The organism is Actinomycetota bacterium, assembly GCA_040905475.1.
Taxonomy (GTDB): domain Bacteria; phylum Actinomycetota; class AC-67; order AC-67; family AC-67; genus DATFGK01.
On the sequence record JBBDRM010000004.1, the window covers coordinates 1 to 13,629 of the forward strand.

Below are 13,629 nucleotides of genomic sequence, written 5' to 3' on the forward strand. Positions count from 1 at the left end.
ATCCGGCCGCTCCGCCAGATAACCGGCGAGAGCGAGTTCAACGAGGTGTTCTTCGACGACGTGCCCGTGCCTGCCGAGAACATCATCGGCGACACGAATCAAGGCTGGCGCGTCGCCGGGACGACCCTGGCGAACGAGCGCGGCACGAGCTTCGTGTGGAAGGAGCAGGTCCTTCACGAGGTCGCGCGCGACCTCCTCTGGCGCCGGGCGATCGAGCGCGGCGACACCGCGAGCCCGCTCGTTCGTCAGAAGCTGGCGCAGTCGTGGATGGACGTGGAGATCTTCCGGCTCCACAACGGCCGCACGCTGTCGCGGCTGGCGCGCGGCGAGCAGATCGGCCCCGAGTCCTCGATCGTGAAGCTGTTCTGGTCGGAGATGAGCCAGCGCCTCTACGAGAACGCCGGCTCGATCCTCGGCTGGGACGGATTGGTGATGCCGGAAGACGAGACGGCGGTCGATCGCGGTCGCTGGGCGCGCGGGATGCTCTGGTCGCGCGCCGCCTCGATCGCCGGAGGCACGAGCGAGATCCAGCGGAACATCATCGCGGAGCGGATCCTTGGGCTCCCACGCGAGCCGAGAGGTTGACCGATGGAAACAGCGCGGCGCCCGGTCCGTTGGCGCATCGCCGAGGCCTTCGAGAGCCGGTGGGGGTGGGCGATCATCCTCGCGATCGGCGTGCTCGTCCTGGCCGCGTTCCTCGTGCCGCTCTTGTTCCGCCCGTTCGTCGGAAGGCCGGCGAACAAAGCGGTCCAGCAAACAGAGGTGCGCTGCGAGGGGGCCCTCAGCGAGATATCACGCGGGATGGCGTTCGACACGCCGGACGAAGACCCACGCCGGATCTGCGTTGAGCGCGCGCGGGCGCGGACCCTGGTGGCGAGCATTGCCGGATTCTTCGTACTGCTCTTCACCGGGATAGCCCTGTTCGCCAAGGGCGGCAAGATCCAACCCCGAGATCTGGCCCGCTGACCGGCCCGTCAGCGGACGTCGAATCCGAGAGCCCTTGCAACGTCTGCTTGGTCCCTGTCCCGTGTCACGAAGACGAGGGCCTCGCCGACGGCGAGAGCAGCCTCGACGGCGACGGCGAGGTGCAGCGCGTCTAGCGTTCTCAATCGGTGAGCAAGGACGAGCGCCCTTGCTGTGGGAAGCACGGTTCCTGCGTCGAATCGCACGAGCGCAACTCGGCTCACGCAGTCGACATCGAAGCGGTCGAGAACGTCGGAAGGACTCGGTAGCCGGCCGGATCGCTCGGCCGAGCGGACGGCTCCGGCCAGTTCGACCCGAGCGAGTTCGCTGCACGTCACCAGATCGGAGCCGTCCAGGAGGAACCGGCGCAGCTCGGCATGGCCGGGCTCGTCGGCTAGATAGGCGCGGACGAGGGCGCTGGTATCCGCGTAAACGAAGCTCAACGACCGTCGCGGTCCGCCTCGAGTGCTTCACTCACGGCCGTTCCCGAACCACGTGTCGAGGCGATCACCGCGTCGAGCGACGGTGGACGTCGTTTCGGCTGCGGAGGCTTAACCAAGAGGCCCGCGGCGCGGAGACGGGCCCGCAAGGCGGCGCGTTCATCCTGCTTCGTCACGGCGGCCGTGAGCACTTCGGTGACCAGGGCGTTGACCGAACGGCCCTCCGAAGCCGCCCGCGCTCGCAAAAGGTCGTGGAGTGCCTCATCGATGCGGGTGATGAGCTGTCTCATGACGTCATGATATCACTCTGTTAACAGGCGCTATCATCGCGATCCGAACGACCGTAGCGAGGCTCGCGGGCCGTACAATCCCTGCCGACATGGGCTACCAGACGATCCTCGTCGAGCGCCGCGGTGCGGTTGAGCTCGTCACCATGAACCGGCCCGAGGTACGCAACGCACAGAACGCCGCCCTCCTCACCGAGCTGGACGAGGCGCTCCACGCCGCCGACCGCGATCCCGAGGTCAACGTCATCGTGATCGCCGGCGCCGGGCCTCACTTCTCTGCCGGGCACGACCTCAAGGCCTACGTCGGCGAGGCCGCGACCGACGAGTGGCACGAGAAACGGAAAACCCCCGAAGGCAAGTTCGAGCACGAGCGCAAGATGTACTTCGACAAGTCGATGGCGATCCGCGACCTCACGACGCCGACGATCGCGATGGTGCAGGGCAAGTGCATCGCCGGCGGCCTGATGGTCGCGTGCATGTGCGACCTGATCGTCGCCGCGGACGACGCCGTCTTCCAGAACCCGGTCCTGCGAATGACCGGCGCAGGCGTCGAGACGCTGGTCGAGTTCGCCGATCTCGGCCCGCGCAAAGCCAAGGAGTTCCTCTGGACCGGCGACGAGATCGACGCCGCGGAGGCCCACCGTCTCGGGCTCATCAACCGGGTCGTGCCGCTCGCCAAGCTGGAAGAAGAAACCCTCGCGCTCGCCGAGCGCATCGCGAAGATGCCGCCGGTCACCGTCCAGAACGTCAAGCGCTCGGTGAATCACGCGATGGATCTCGCCGGGTACCGCAACGCGCTCGAGTACCACTTCATGATCCACCAGTTCCAGCACAACACGAAGACGTCGCTCGACGCGCTTTGGGAACGCCAGCAGAAGGGCTCCATGAAGGAGCTTCTCCGCGATCGCGACGCCGACTTCGAGAAGTAGCTCTCTCTCGGATGGGGCCGGGCGCGCTCGACGACATCCGCGTCCTCGACCTCGGCACCCGCATAGGCGCACCGTTCGCCGCGACGCTGCTCGGCGAGCTCGGCGCCGACGTGATCAAGATCGAGCAGCCGGGAACCGGCGACTTCTTACGGTCGATCCCACCGTTCGACGGCGACGTGTCGCTGTTCTGGGCGGTTGAAGGACGCGGGAAACGCTCGGTCACGATCGATCTTTCCAAGCCGAAGGGGCAGGAGCTCGTGCGGGCGCTGGTCACGCATGCGGACGTGCTCGTGGAGAACTTCCAGCCGGGGACGCTCGAGCGGTGGAACCTCGCGCCGGACGACCTGCGGGCGCTGAATCCGAGATTGATCGTGAGCAGGGTCAGCGTGTACGGACAGGACGGCCCGTACCGCGACCGCCCCGGGCTCGACCGCAACGGGATCGCGCTCGGCGGTCTCCTCGGCATAACCGGCTTCCCCGATTCCCCGCCGGTCCGCCCCGGCGTCATCATCGCCGACTACCTCACGGCGCTCTTCAACACGATCGGGATCCTCGCGGCGCTCGCCGAACGGGTGCGCAGCGGCGAGGGACAGCAGGTGGAGCTCGCCCTCTACGAGAGCGTGCTGCGGGTCATGGAGTGGACCGTTGCCGCGCACGACCGGCTCGGGATCGTCCGGGAGCGAACGGGGAACCGGCTGCCGAACTCCGCGCCGCTCGACAACTACCCCACCTCAGACGGCCGATACGTGTGCATCGCGGCCGCCGGCGAGGTGCTCTTCCCGCGGCTGTGCGCGGCGATGGGACGAGCGGACCTTACGAGCGATCCCCGTTTCGCGACGCTCGCGGATCGCGCGGCGAACGCCGACGCGATCAACGAGATCGTCGCGGAATGGTGCCTTGCGCGACCCCTGGACGACATCGAGCGAACGCTCATCGAGCACCAGGTCCCGGTCACGGGCGTCTATGGGATAGACGAGATCGTCGCCGATCCCCAGGTTCAGGCTCGCGGCGCCGTGATCGACGTCAAGGATCCCGTGCTCGGCGCGGTTCGTCAGCAGGCGCCGGTGCCGCGGCTCGACCGCACGCCGCTCCGCGTCACGCACGGCGCGCCTCGCCTCGGCCAACACACCGAAGAGGTCCTCCGCGCTCTCCTCGGTCTCGGCGACCAGGAGATCGACGCCCTGCGAGCCGAAGGCGTGATCTAAAGTGTCCTAGACCCGAGTAGGAGCAGACCGTTGCGTTTGCGGGCGTTATACGCCCTGGAACGCAACACGAAGGGGCGTCAGGCGTCGGTATCGGGGCAGGGCGTTGCGTCCGCGATGTGCGCCATGTCGTCGCAGGCGTGGAGCGCTCCACCGGCGTCGTGGAAGTTGTAGGCCGACTTGAAGTAGATCGAGTAGCAGTCGTCGTTGCCGCCGCAGTTGGTGTTCGCCGGCTGGTTGAACACATCGGTGAGCAGCCGCGCGTCGGACGTCGGATGCTGCGACAGGTACTTGTCGAACCACGCCAGCGTGTAATACGCGGCGATCCCTTGACCCCAGCTCGACGACGCGAGGGGTAGCTGGGGGATGTACGACCACTCGAGGTGCGACGCCGAACGGGGCGCGATCTGCATCGTGTCGATACCGGCCGCGCGCCAGGCGTTGAACGCAGACTTGTTCTCCTCGGGATCGGGCCGCTGCAGGTTGATCGACGGCTCGGTGAACGACTCGCCGTTCTGGCCCATCGCCGGAACGCGCGGCGTGTAGTCGGGACTCAGGTTGTCCCACGCCACGATCGTTCGGATGTGCTGCCAGTTCGTTGGGTTCTCCGCCGGGTCCTGCGCGAGCGTGACGCCGCTCGCGCCGAAGGAATGCCCGGCGAGCCCGACGTTTGCGAAGCCGTCCGGCAGGTACTCGATGAGAGACCCGAATGGGTTGAACACGTCGTAACCGTCCGCCGCGTCCGCATCGAACGCGTACGGGTTCGGGTCCGTCGGCGTCGAGAGGAGGAACTCGACGGCCTCGACCGTGGCGTCGTGGAAGTTGACCGCTTGCTGGGAGGGGAAGCCGTCGAACGTTATCGACTCGCTACCGTCGTCTTCGTGACCGAACGTCTCAGATCGGCCCTGCCCCTGCGCGTCGAAGGTCAGGACCACGTAGCCCGCCTCGGCGAGGAGCTCGGCCGCCCACCAGTAGGCCGGCTCCGGCGCCTGCACGCTCCCCGGCGTTATCGAGATCGCCGGGAACGGCCCGGGAAGCTCGAGCGCCGGCCGCCAGACGTGTCCGCGGATCAATGCGCCGGTGCTGCGACGGAAGCGGACGGGCTTCGCGCGGCCCGAGGCAACCCAGTCTTCGTAGGTCGGCCACGTGTCGATGTCGCCGATCATGCCGCCGGGAAGCAAAGCGCCGGCCGAGAGCGCCGGGTGGGTCGGATCCTGCAGCTGCTCCACCAGATCGCGCAGGTAGATCTCGTGCGCCTTCTCGCGGAACCGGAGGGATCGCTCGACGTCGAGGTATTGATCCGGCAGGCGTCCGATGGACCCGAGCATGTTCTCGAGGTCCGCCTGGGCGTACTCCGGGCATGTGTAGTCGTCGCACGCCGCGAACCCCGCCGGCGCGACCGCCGCGACGATGACGAACGCCAGAGCCGTTCCGAGCATCCTGGTGTTCCGCACGTGCTTCCTCCCGGTTTGGTGGTCCGTGATCTGAACATCTTCGCCGCCTGCCCCTGCGGTCCCTGCCCGCGTGGGGCAGGAGATGCAGCTCACTTGCGGTCGAGGTCCTCGCGCAGCGCCTGCTTCAGAACCTTTCCGCTCGTGGTCTTCGGAAGCTTGGCGCGCACCTCGAGCCGCTCGGGGATCTTCTGCCGCGCGATCTCCCGCGACTCGAGATAGCTCGCCATCTCCTCGAACGTCAGCGTCGCGCCCTTGCGGGGCGAGACGAAGGCGCAGGCGCGCTCGCCGAGCACCGGGTCGGGCATCCCCACGATCGCCACGTCGGCAACCGCGGGATGCTCGGCGAGCAGATCCTCGATCTCTTTCACGCTGATGTTCTCGCCGCCGCGGATGATGATGTCTTTGAGCCGGCCGGTGACGCGGAGGTAGCCATCGGCGTCGACGCGACCGAGGTCGCCCGTCCGGAACCAGTCGTCGGTGAAGCACCCGTCGTTGAGCGAGACGTTGCGATATCCACAGAAGACCTCCGGCGAGCGCGCCCAGATCTCGCCCTCGCCCCCCACTTCGACGTCGGACCCCTCCGGTGACACGATCCGCATCTCGGCCGCGTCGATCACCCGGCCGTCGGTCCCGAGCCGCATCTCCTCCGGATCTTCGAAGGCGGTCGCGGTCAGGGTCGGAACCTCCGTCGAGCCGTACGCGCGCTTCACGATGCAGCCGAGCTTCCGTTCCGCGGCGCGGATCATCTCGGTCGAGATGCTGGCGCCGCCGGTCGAGAACATCCGGAACGACGACAGGTCGGCCTTCGACGCGGCCGGATGATCGGCCAGCGTCTGGAGGAACGTCGGCGCTCCCGTCTGGAAGGTCGCCCGCTCGGACGCGATCAGCTCGAGCGCCCGCCCCGCGTCCCAGCGCTCGAGCAGCGCGGTCCGGGTTCCGAGCGCGAACGGCATCAGCAGTCCGTAGACGAGCCCGGCGATGTGCGTGACCGGCGAGCCGCCGAGGTAGCAGTCCGACGGCGTGATCCCGTGCACGGTGCGGAGCGAGTCGATCTCGTAGAGCAGCGTCTCGTGCGAGTGGAGAACGCCTTTCGGGTTCGAGGTCGTGCCGCTCGTGTACAGCAGCAGCGCGGGATCGGACGGACGCGACAGGGGAGTGGGCGGAGAAACGTCCGGCTCCTCGAACAGTTCGCCGAGCGCGAACGCGGACATGATCTCGCCGCGCACCGTCACCAGGTGCTCGACGAGCTTCTCCTCCTGCAGGCGCTTGCCCAGCGCGGCGTGGTCGAACCGCCGGAACACCTTTGGGACGAAGAGCGCGCGTGGCTTGGCTTCGGCGAGCACGTACCGCAGCTCGCGCGCCCGGAAGATCGGGTTGATCGGGTTCGGGATCGCGCCGACGCGCAGGATCGCCTGGTGCACGATCGCCGCTTCCCACCAGTTCGGCAGTTGCCAGGAGACGACGTCGCCGGGGTCCACGCCGAGCAGGGTCAGGTGACCGGCGAGGCGCTCGATCAGCGTGTGCGCCTCCGCGAAGCCGACCCGCCGGTCGCCGTCGACGATGGCCGGCAGCTCTCCGGCGGACGACGCGACCGCGGCCGCGCGGGCGGGAAGCGTCTCACGCCTCCAATGGCCCTCGCGACGATAGCGATCTCCGAGCCCGGTTCGGTCCATTCGCGGCAGCGTATCGCGCTCGCTCCGTTTTGACCTGACATGAGCGTCAGACCGATGATGACGCCACGATGCCCGACTCCCCGCTCGTGGACGAGCTCGATCCCGTCGTCCAGAACTACGGCGATCTGCGCGACCCGTACTCGGGCTACGCGCGGGGCCGGCGCGACGGCGTCCTTCATGAGGATCACCTCGGCATCCAGGTCTATCGCGTGTACCGCCACGCCGACGTCGAGCGCGTCCTGCGCGACGGCGAGCGTTTCTCCGCCCGGATCAACGGCGCGCTGATGCGGCCATTCCTCGGCGAGACCATCCTCGAGATGGACGGCCCCCGGCACCAGCAGGCGCGCGGTCTGATCGCCCACCCGTTCCGGCCGACGGTCGTGAAGACCTGGGAGGAGAACCTGATCCGTCCCACCGCGCACGAGGTGATCGATCGCTTCGCTGCGCGGGGGAGCGCCGAGCTCGTGCGCGAGTTCGCCTGGCAGTTCCCCGTGCGGGTCTTCGCCAAGCTCCTCGGGATCCCGCTGACGGACTACGAGTCGTGGGGACGCTGGGCGATCGACCTCGAGCGGCTCTCCGTGGACTGGGACCGGGGCGTCGCCGCCACCAAGGCTGTCCACGACTACTTCGCGCCGATCATCGAGCAGCGCCGAGCCGAGCCGAACGGCGACTTCGTGAGCGAGCTCGTAACGGCGGAGCTCCAGGGCGAGCGTCTGACCGAGGGCTTGATCCACGGCTTCATCCGGCTCCTGATCCCCGCCGGGCAGAGCACGACCTACCGCCTCGTCGGGACGCTGATGCTCGCGATGCTGTCCCACCCCGAGCAGCTCGAGGCGGTGCGGGCCGACCGATCGCTCGTCCACGGCGCCGTCGAGGAGGCGCTGCGCTGGGAGTCGCCGGTGCAGTTCGCGGCCCGCGAGGCCAACGAGGACACCGAGCTCGCCGGGATCCCCATCCCGAAGGGCGCCGGCGTCACGTCCGTGCTCGGCTCTGCGAACCGAGACCCCGACCGCTGGGACGATCCGGATCGCTTCGACATCACCCGCAAGCACCAGGGCCACGTCGCGTTCGGCGAAGGAGCGCACATGTGTCTCGGCGCGCATCTCGCGAGGCTCGAGGCGCACGTGGCGCTCAACGTTGTGCTCGACCGGCTCCCCGACATCCGGCTGGATCCGGCCGGCGACGACCCGCACTGGGTCGGGTGGGCGTTCCGGTCGCCGACATCGGTGCCCGTGCTCTTCTCACCCAGTTGAGGGTCACGTGACCAACGCCGACGTCTGGGAACAAGACATCGACGTCTTCGGCGACTCGGCGGTCGGCGACGTGCGCGATCCGTATCCCGAGTTCCACCGGCTCCAGCGCCTCGGGCCGATCCACGTCGTGGAAGCGTTCGGCCACCCGGTGAACTTCGTCTACGGCTACGACGAGGTGTCGCGGATCCTCTCGGACTCCGAGACGTTCTCGTCGGTCGTGTTCGAGAAGTCGATGGTGATGGTCTTCGGACCGACGATCCTGGCGATGGACGGCCACGAGCACCTCGCCCATCGCGGGTTGGTGGCGAGTGCGTTCCGGCTGAAGGCCCTCGAGGACTGGAAGACCAAGCTCATCGAGCCGATAACCGAGCGGCTCATAGACGCGTTCGTCCAACGCGGCGAGGCCGATCTCGTACGCGAGTTCAACTTCCGGTTCCCGATCCAGGTGATCGCCAGCATGCTCGGCGTCCCCTCCGAGGACTCCGGCCTGTTCCTCCGGCGTTCGATAGAGATGATCTCGATCGCGGTCAACGTGGAGCGCGGGCTCGCCGCATCGGCGGCGTTGCGCGACTATCTCGCGCCGATCGTCGAGGAGCGGCGCCGCAACCCGCAGGACGACCTGATCAGCACCCTCGCCACAGCCGAGATCGACGGCGTGCGGCTACCCGACGAGAACATCTACGGGTTCCTGCGGCTGCTTTTGCCGGCCGGCGCGGAGACCACGTACCGGCTGCTCGGCAACGTGCTCTTCGGGCTGCTGACGAACCCGCACCAGCTGGAGGAGGTCAAGGCGGACCGGAGCCTCATCCCCGACGCGATCGAGGAAGCGCTGCGCTGGGAGGCCCCGGTCCAGCAAACCGCGCGCGAGATCATGGTCGACGGCGTCGAGATCGGCGGCGTCGCGGTGCCGAAGGGCGACTCGGTCATCGTCTCGATGGGTGCGGCGAACCGCGACGAGACCAAGTACGAGGACCCCGACCGGTTCGACATCCACCGCCAAGGGCCGCCCCATCTGGCCTTCGGCGGGGGCGCGCACTTCTGCCTGGGCGCTCACCTCGGCCGGCTCGAGACGACCGTCGCGCTCAACGCGATGCTCGACCGACTGGAGGATCTCCGCTTGGAGCCCGGCGACAAGGACCCGCACGTGCACGGATCGGCGTTCCGGTCGCCGACCTCGCTGCCCGTTCGGTTCGAGCCGGGAGTGTAAGCACATGGCCGGGCCCGAAGGCGCGCTGTGGAACCCTGAGGTCCAGACGATGCCGCGCGACCGGCTGCTGGCCTTGCAGGCCGACCGTTTGCGCGAGGCGGTCGCGCGCGCGGCCGAGCTGCCGTTCTGGCGCAGCAAGCTGGAGGCGGGCGGCCTCGCGCCGGACGACGTCAAGACAACCGACGACCTCCTGCGCGTGCCGCGCACCGTCAAGGACGAGCTGCGCGCCGATCAGGCGGCGAACCCGCCGTTCGGCTCGTATCAGCGGCGTGAGGGGGCGGTACGGATCGGCACGACGACCGGCACGACGGGCACGCCCACGATGATCCTATGGAGCCGCCGCGACCTCGAGGTCGAGCACGAAGGCGCTGCGCGGATGTTCTGGCGGTACGGCACGCGGCCCGGACAGCTCGTCGTTCACTCCCACCCGCTCGGCATCTACGGCGGGGGCGCGATCCTGTCGAGCGCTCTCGAAGCGTTCGGCGCGACGGTCGCTCCGGTCGGCGCTCCGTCGAGCCACGCGGACGCCGAGAAGACCGTCCGGATGTTCCAGACGTTGCGGCCCGACCAGTACATGATGTTCGACAACACGCAGCTCCTCTATTGGGAGGCGGCCGAGCGGCTCGGGCTCAAGCCGGTCGAGGACCTGGGAATGCGTCCGCGGATGGAGCATCCCGTGCTCCAGAGCGCGATCGGAACCGCGGGAGCCGAGTGCTTCTCGTTCCTCGGCGGCGGCTGCATGCAGTTCCAGGGCGCGCACATCTGCGAGGACTTCGCCGTCGTCGAGTGCATCGACCCGACGACCGGACAGCCGCAGCCCGACCAGACGCGCGGTCACCTCGTCGTCACGACGATCGGTCGCGACAACGTGATGCTGCGCTACGACCTCGAGGACGTCATCCGGCTCAACCATGAACCGTGCGCGTGCGGGGAGACGCACATGCGGATGCTGTGGGACGGCCGCGCCAAGGACTACGTCCGGGTCCGTGGCACCGACCTGCTGCCGGTGGACGTGTGGGTCGTGCTGGAGGAGTTCCCGGAGCTGAAGGCGCCGATGCTCGAGTTCGTGCTGGTCCGCCGGCCGGGCGGCGACGACGTCCTCGAGATCCGGATCGAGGGCGACGCGTCCCTGCGCGATCCAATCGCGGCGGAGCTCGAAGAAAAGCTCGCGGTGCCGGCGCGCGTCGAGATGCAGCCGCGCGGCTCGATCCCGCGGCCGGAGTTCAAGCCCGTGCGCGTCGTGGACGAGCCGTGAGCATCTCGCCGGAGCGCCAGCAAGGCTTCTACGACGAGGGCGCCGAGACGATGACGCCGGACGCGCGGCGGGCGATGCAGGACGGCATCCTGCGCGGCACCGTCGAGTACTGTTACGAACGGTCCTCGACCTACAAAGAGAAACTTGACGCCGCGGGCATCAAGCCGGCGGACATCTCAGGGCTCGACGATCTCGCGCGCATCCCCGTGACGAAGAAGCACGAGACCCAGGATCTGAAGTTCGAGGGGATCATGACCGTCCCGTACAACCAGGCGCGGCGGATCTTCGTGTCGCCGGGCCCGCAGTTCTACGCGTACGGGCCGATCCCGCAGACCGCGAACCCGCTTCTTAAGATTTACCACGCGATCGGATTCCGGCCGGGCGACATCATCACGAACACGTTCATGTACCACATGACCCCGGCCGGGATTAACTTCGACGAGTCGCTCGGCGCGTTCGGCTGCGCGGTCGTGCCGGCGGGGCCGGCGAACACCGACCTGCAGGTCCAGATCCTCCAGAAGCTTCCGGTGACCGGGTACGTAGGGACGCCGAGCTTCCTCAAGATCATCGCGGAGAAGGCGCGCGAGATGGGCGTCGACCCGCTGAAGGAATTCTCACTCGAGTGTGCGCTGTGCACGGCCGAGGCGCTTCCCGAGTCCCTTCGTGCCGAGCTCGAGGAAAACTACGGATGCATCGTCCGGCAGATCTACGGATCCGCCGACGGCCTGATGCCGTGCTTCGAGTGCTGGGCGGCCGACGGGATGCACATCCCCGAGATCATGATCCTCGAGATCACCGACCCGGCAACGGGCGAGCCGGTCCCCGCCGGCGAGGCGGGCGAGGTTACCGCGACCGTGTTCAACCCGTTCCGGCCGCTGCTGCGGTTCTGCAACGGCGACAAGGCGATGATCGACGATGCGCCGTGCGTCTGCGGCCGGACGGCGCAACGCGTTCGTTTCCTCGGCCGGATCGACGAGGCCGCGAAGGTCCGCGGCATGTTCGTCTACCCGGAGCAGATCGCGGAGGTGCTCGGGCGCTTCGAAGCGGTTCAGCGCTGGCGAGGAGTCATCGCCTCGGACGACCGCGGACTCGACACGTTCACGATCGAGGTCGAGGGTGCGGTCGACGACCCCGCCCGCGACAAGATCGCCGAGGGCATCCGCGGGGTGGTGCGGTTGCGGGCCGAGATCGTGGCCGTCCCGGCGGGCTCGATCCCGGCGGATGCGAAACGCCTCGAGGATCGCCGGAACCGATGACCGACGAGGTTCGTCCGCGTTTCGTCGGAACCTCGGCCGAGGCCGGCGCGGCCGCGTCTCGCTGGGACGAGCTTGCAGCGCTCGACGACGGCGAGCCGGCCCACTTCGACCGTACGTTCCGGACGCGGATCTACAAGCTCGGGGATTCCGAGTCGCTGTCGCTGACCGAGCTCGACGACGACTTCCACGAGATGCGGATCGCGCTCCGGGTAGCGAACGACGGCTTCATCCTCGAGGCGGCCGGGCGGATGAACCGCCATCCCTACGACACCTGCCCGCGGGCGGTCGAGGCGTTGGTCCCACTTGCCGGAACCAACGTCTACGCGCCGAAGGTCAAGGGTCAGGATCGCCTCCCGCGCTCGGAAGGCTGCCTCCACCTCGCCGACATGCTCGCCGTGGCGTTCCGGTCGTTCCGGATCGCGAAAGGGCACGAGCTTCCGTACGAGGGGGAGACCGGGCGCCAGGAGCTCCTGGTCCTCATGCCGCGCCTGCGCGACACCTGCGTGTCGTTCGCCGTCGAGGGCTGACAAACCGGAACCCCGGCCAGGGTTCGCCCTCCGGTCGTCGAATCTCGCTGGTTATGCCCGACCTCTCTCGGAGACGCTTCCTCCAGGCTGCGGGGATGCTGCCGCTCGCCGCGATGCTGCCCGGCAAGACCCTGGCCGACGCCCTCGCCGCGCCGGCGACCCAAGGGTTCGAGTTCTTCGACGACCATCAGGCCGCCGTCGTTTGCGAGGCGACCGCGCGCATCATCCCGGGCCCCGAGGACGACCCGCTCGAGGCCGGGCATCCCGGCGCCCGTGAGGCCAACGTCGTTCGGTACGTCGACCTCATGCTCGCCGCGTTCGGCGTCGATCCGCCGCGGATCCACGCGGGCGGTCCGTGGAGCGACCGGGCCGGCGGAGCGAAGAACCACATGGCGAGCTTCGTGGATCTGTCGCCGGTGCAGGAGAAGCTCTGGCGCGCCCGGATCGCGAAGCTGCAGCAGCAGTACGTCGCCGGGATCGCGGCGCTCGACCTAGCGGCCGGCGGCGACTTCGCTGGCGCCTCGACCGATGATCAGGACGCGGCGCTCGCCGACGCCGGGCCGTTCCTCGACCTTCTCTTCGTCCACGCGATCGAAGGCACGTACTCGATCCCGGAGTACGGCGGGAACGAAGGGCTCGCGGGGTGGAACGAGATCCGCTACCCGGGCGACTCCCAGCCGCGCGGCTACACGCCGGCGGAGGTCGGAGAGTCGGACGGCGTCGACCCGATCGTGCTCGACCTCGCGGTGAGCGCCGCGATCGCGAACTTCGACCAAGCGGTCTCGCTGATGCTCAAGCGGAGGGCGCATGGCCGATAAGGCGATCGTCGTCGGCTCGGGCCCCGGCGGCAGCACCGCCGCGATGGTGCTCGCCGAAGCGGGCTTCGACGTCGCCATCATCGAGAAGGGCAACAACTACTTCCGCGACCTCACCAGCCCGACGCCGAAGACACTGTTCTCCAACGACGAGCTGAAGAGTGCCGGCCGCGCGTTCGAGGACCCGGACGTCGAGGCCGAGCCCCGCTCCTACCGGCGCCACGCGTCCGACGCCGAGCCGCTCGCGACCGGCTTCGTCAACCAGCTCCCGACGACCGTCGGCGGCGGGACGGTGCACTGGGACGCGAAGACGCCGCGGTTCTGGGACATCGACTTCTCGAAGCTGTCCATGCTCGGGCCGGTCGACG

Annotated in this window: 15 protein-coding genes; 11 read left to right on the forward strand and 4 right to left on the reverse strand. The window is 68.4% G+C overall.

The genetic code is table 11. The features are described from left to right. Together WEB06_00435 and WEB06_00440 are read left to right on the forward strand one after the other, a co-directional pair. Positions 1-585, forward strand: a 585-nt coding sequence (locus WEB06_00435) for an acyl-CoA dehydrogenase family protein (protein ID MEX2554081.1), incomplete at its 5' end; no start/stop codon positions are given. 3 nt (positions 586-588) lie between these two features. Continuing rightward, positions 589-966: a hypothetical protein gene (locus WEB06_00440; protein ID MEX2554082.1), complete on the forward strand. Its 378-nt coding sequence runs from the start codon at positions 589-591 to the stop codon at positions 964-966. Positions 967-974: 8 nt separating this feature from the next. Here the strand turns inward: WEB06_00440 and WEB06_00445 are convergent, their stop codons facing one another. Further along, positions 975-1,406 (reverse strand): type II toxin-antitoxin system VapC family toxin, encoded by a 432-nt coding sequence (locus WEB06_00445; GenBank protein MEX2554083.1) that lies wholly within the window; start codon positions 1,404-1,406, stop codon positions 975-977. Further along, positions 1,403-1,693, reverse strand: coding sequence for a toxin-antitoxin system HicB family antitoxin (locus tag WEB06_00450; protein MEX2554084.1), 291 nt, complete (start codon positions 1,691-1,693; stop codon positions 1,403-1,405). The genes WEB06_00445 and WEB06_00450 overlap by 4 nt, the downstream gene beginning before the upstream one ends. 89 nt (positions 1,694-1,782) lie before the next feature. On the opposite strand from WEB06_00450, the gene WEB06_00455 reads away from it, so the two are divergent. Both WEB06_00455 and WEB06_00460 read left to right on the forward strand, forming a co-directional pair. After that, the gene (locus tag WEB06_00455) at positions 1,783-2,619 is read left to right on the forward strand and encodes an enoyl-CoA hydratase (GenBank protein MEX2554085.1); all 837 of its coding nucleotides are present in this window, start codon (positions 1,783-1,785) and stop codon (positions 2,617-2,619) included. An 11-nt stretch (positions 2,620-2,630) separates the two neighbouring features. Next, positions 2,631-3,824 (forward strand): CoA transferase, encoded by a 1,194-nt coding sequence (locus WEB06_00460; GenBank protein ID MEX2554086.1) that lies wholly within the window; start codon positions 2,631-2,633, stop codon positions 3,822-3,824. 77 nt (positions 3,825-3,901) lie between these two features. On the opposite strand, the gene WEB06_00465 is transcribed toward WEB06_00460, so the two are convergent. After that, on the reverse strand, positions 3,902-5,275 hold the full coding sequence (locus WEB06_00465; protein MEX2554087.1) for a hypothetical protein: 1,374 nt from the start codon (positions 5,273-5,275) through the stop codon (positions 3,902-3,904). A gap of 89 nt (positions 5,276-5,364) precedes the next feature. After that, complete coding sequence (locus WEB06_00470; GenBank protein ID MEX2554088.1) at positions 5,365-6,948, reverse strand: AMP-binding protein; 1,584 nt, start codon at positions 6,946-6,948, stop codon at positions 5,365-5,367. A 68-nt stretch (positions 6,949-7,016) separates the two neighbouring features. Here WEB06_00470 and WEB06_00475 point away from each other — a divergent pair, with 68 nt between their 5' ends. From WEB06_00475 to WEB06_00505, 7 genes are all read left to right on the forward strand, one after another. Next, the gene (locus WEB06_00475; protein ID MEX2554089.1) at positions 7,017-8,201 is read left to right on the forward strand and encodes a cytochrome P450; all 1,185 of its coding nucleotides are present in this window, start codon (positions 7,017-7,019) and stop codon (positions 8,199-8,201) included. A 7-nt stretch (positions 8,202-8,208) separates the two neighbouring features. Next, the gene (locus tag WEB06_00480) at positions 8,209-9,408 is read left to right on the forward strand and encodes a cytochrome P450 (GenBank protein MEX2554090.1); all 1,200 of its coding nucleotides are present in this window, start codon (positions 8,209-8,211) and stop codon (positions 9,406-9,408) included. Positions 9,409-9,412: 4 nt separating this feature from the next. Then, positions 9,413-10,663, forward strand: coding sequence for a hypothetical protein (locus WEB06_00485; protein ID MEX2554091.1), 1,251 nt, complete (start codon positions 9,413-9,415; stop codon positions 10,661-10,663). Beyond that, positions 10,660-11,919: an AMP-binding protein gene (locus WEB06_00490; GenBank protein MEX2554092.1), complete on the forward strand. Its 1,260-nt coding sequence runs from the start codon at positions 10,660-10,662 to the stop codon at positions 11,917-11,919. The genes WEB06_00485 and WEB06_00490 overlap by 4 nt, the downstream gene beginning before the upstream one ends. After that, complete coding sequence (locus tag WEB06_00495; GenBank protein ID MEX2554093.1) at positions 11,916-12,446, forward strand: DUF2889 domain-containing protein; 531 nt, start codon at positions 11,916-11,918, stop codon at positions 12,444-12,446. The genes WEB06_00490 and WEB06_00495 overlap by 4 nt, the downstream gene beginning before the upstream one ends. Positions 12,447-12,499: 53 nt before the next feature. Then, positions 12,500-13,264, forward strand: a complete 765-nt coding sequence (locus tag WEB06_00500; protein MEX2554094.1) for a gluconate 2-dehydrogenase subunit 3 family protein — start codon at positions 12,500-12,502, stop codon at positions 13,262-13,264. Further along, the coding region (locus WEB06_00505) for an NAD(P)-binding protein (protein MEX2554095.1) at positions 13,254-13,629 on the forward strand (376 nt) is incomplete at its 3' end. The genes WEB06_00500 and WEB06_00505, both read left to right, overlap by 11 nt.

Excerpts from the sequence above, each read along its gene's own strand:
- WEB06_00455 (MEX2554085.1), top strand. The coding sequence starts at position 1,783 with ATGGGCTACCAGACGATCCTCGTCGAGCGCCGCGGTGCGGTTGAGCTC.
- WEB06_00460 (MEX2554086.1), top strand. The coding sequence starts at position 2,631 with ATGGGGCCGGGCGCGCTCGACGACATCCGCGTCCTCGACCTCGGCACC.
- WEB06_00475 (MEX2554089.1), top strand. The coding sequence starts at position 7,017 with ATGCCCGACTCCCCGCTCGTGGACGAGCTCGATCCCGTCGTCCAGAAC.
- WEB06_00495 (MEX2554093.1), top strand. The coding sequence starts at position 11,916 with ATGACCGACGAGGTTCGTCCGCGTTTCGTCGGAACCTCGGCCGAGGCC.
- WEB06_00500 (MEX2554094.1), top strand. The coding sequence starts at position 12,500 with ATGCCCGACCTCTCTCGGAGACGCTTCCTCCAGGCTGCGGGGATGCTG.
- WEB06_00470 (MEX2554088.1), bottom strand. The coding sequence starts at position 6,948 with ATGGACCGAACCGGGCTCGGAGATCGCTATCGTCGCGAGGGCCATTGG.
- WEB06_00440 (MEX2554082.1), top strand. The coding sequence starts at position 589 with ATGGAAACAGCGCGGCGCCCGGTCCGTTGGCGCATCGCCGAGGCCTTC.
- WEB06_00485 (MEX2554091.1), top strand. The coding sequence starts at position 9,413 with ATGGCCGGGCCCGAAGGCGCGCTGTGGAACCCTGAGGTCCAGACGATG.
- WEB06_00450 (MEX2554084.1), bottom strand. The coding sequence starts at position 1,693 with ATGAGACAGCTCATCACCCGCATCGATGAGGCACTCCACGACCTTTTG.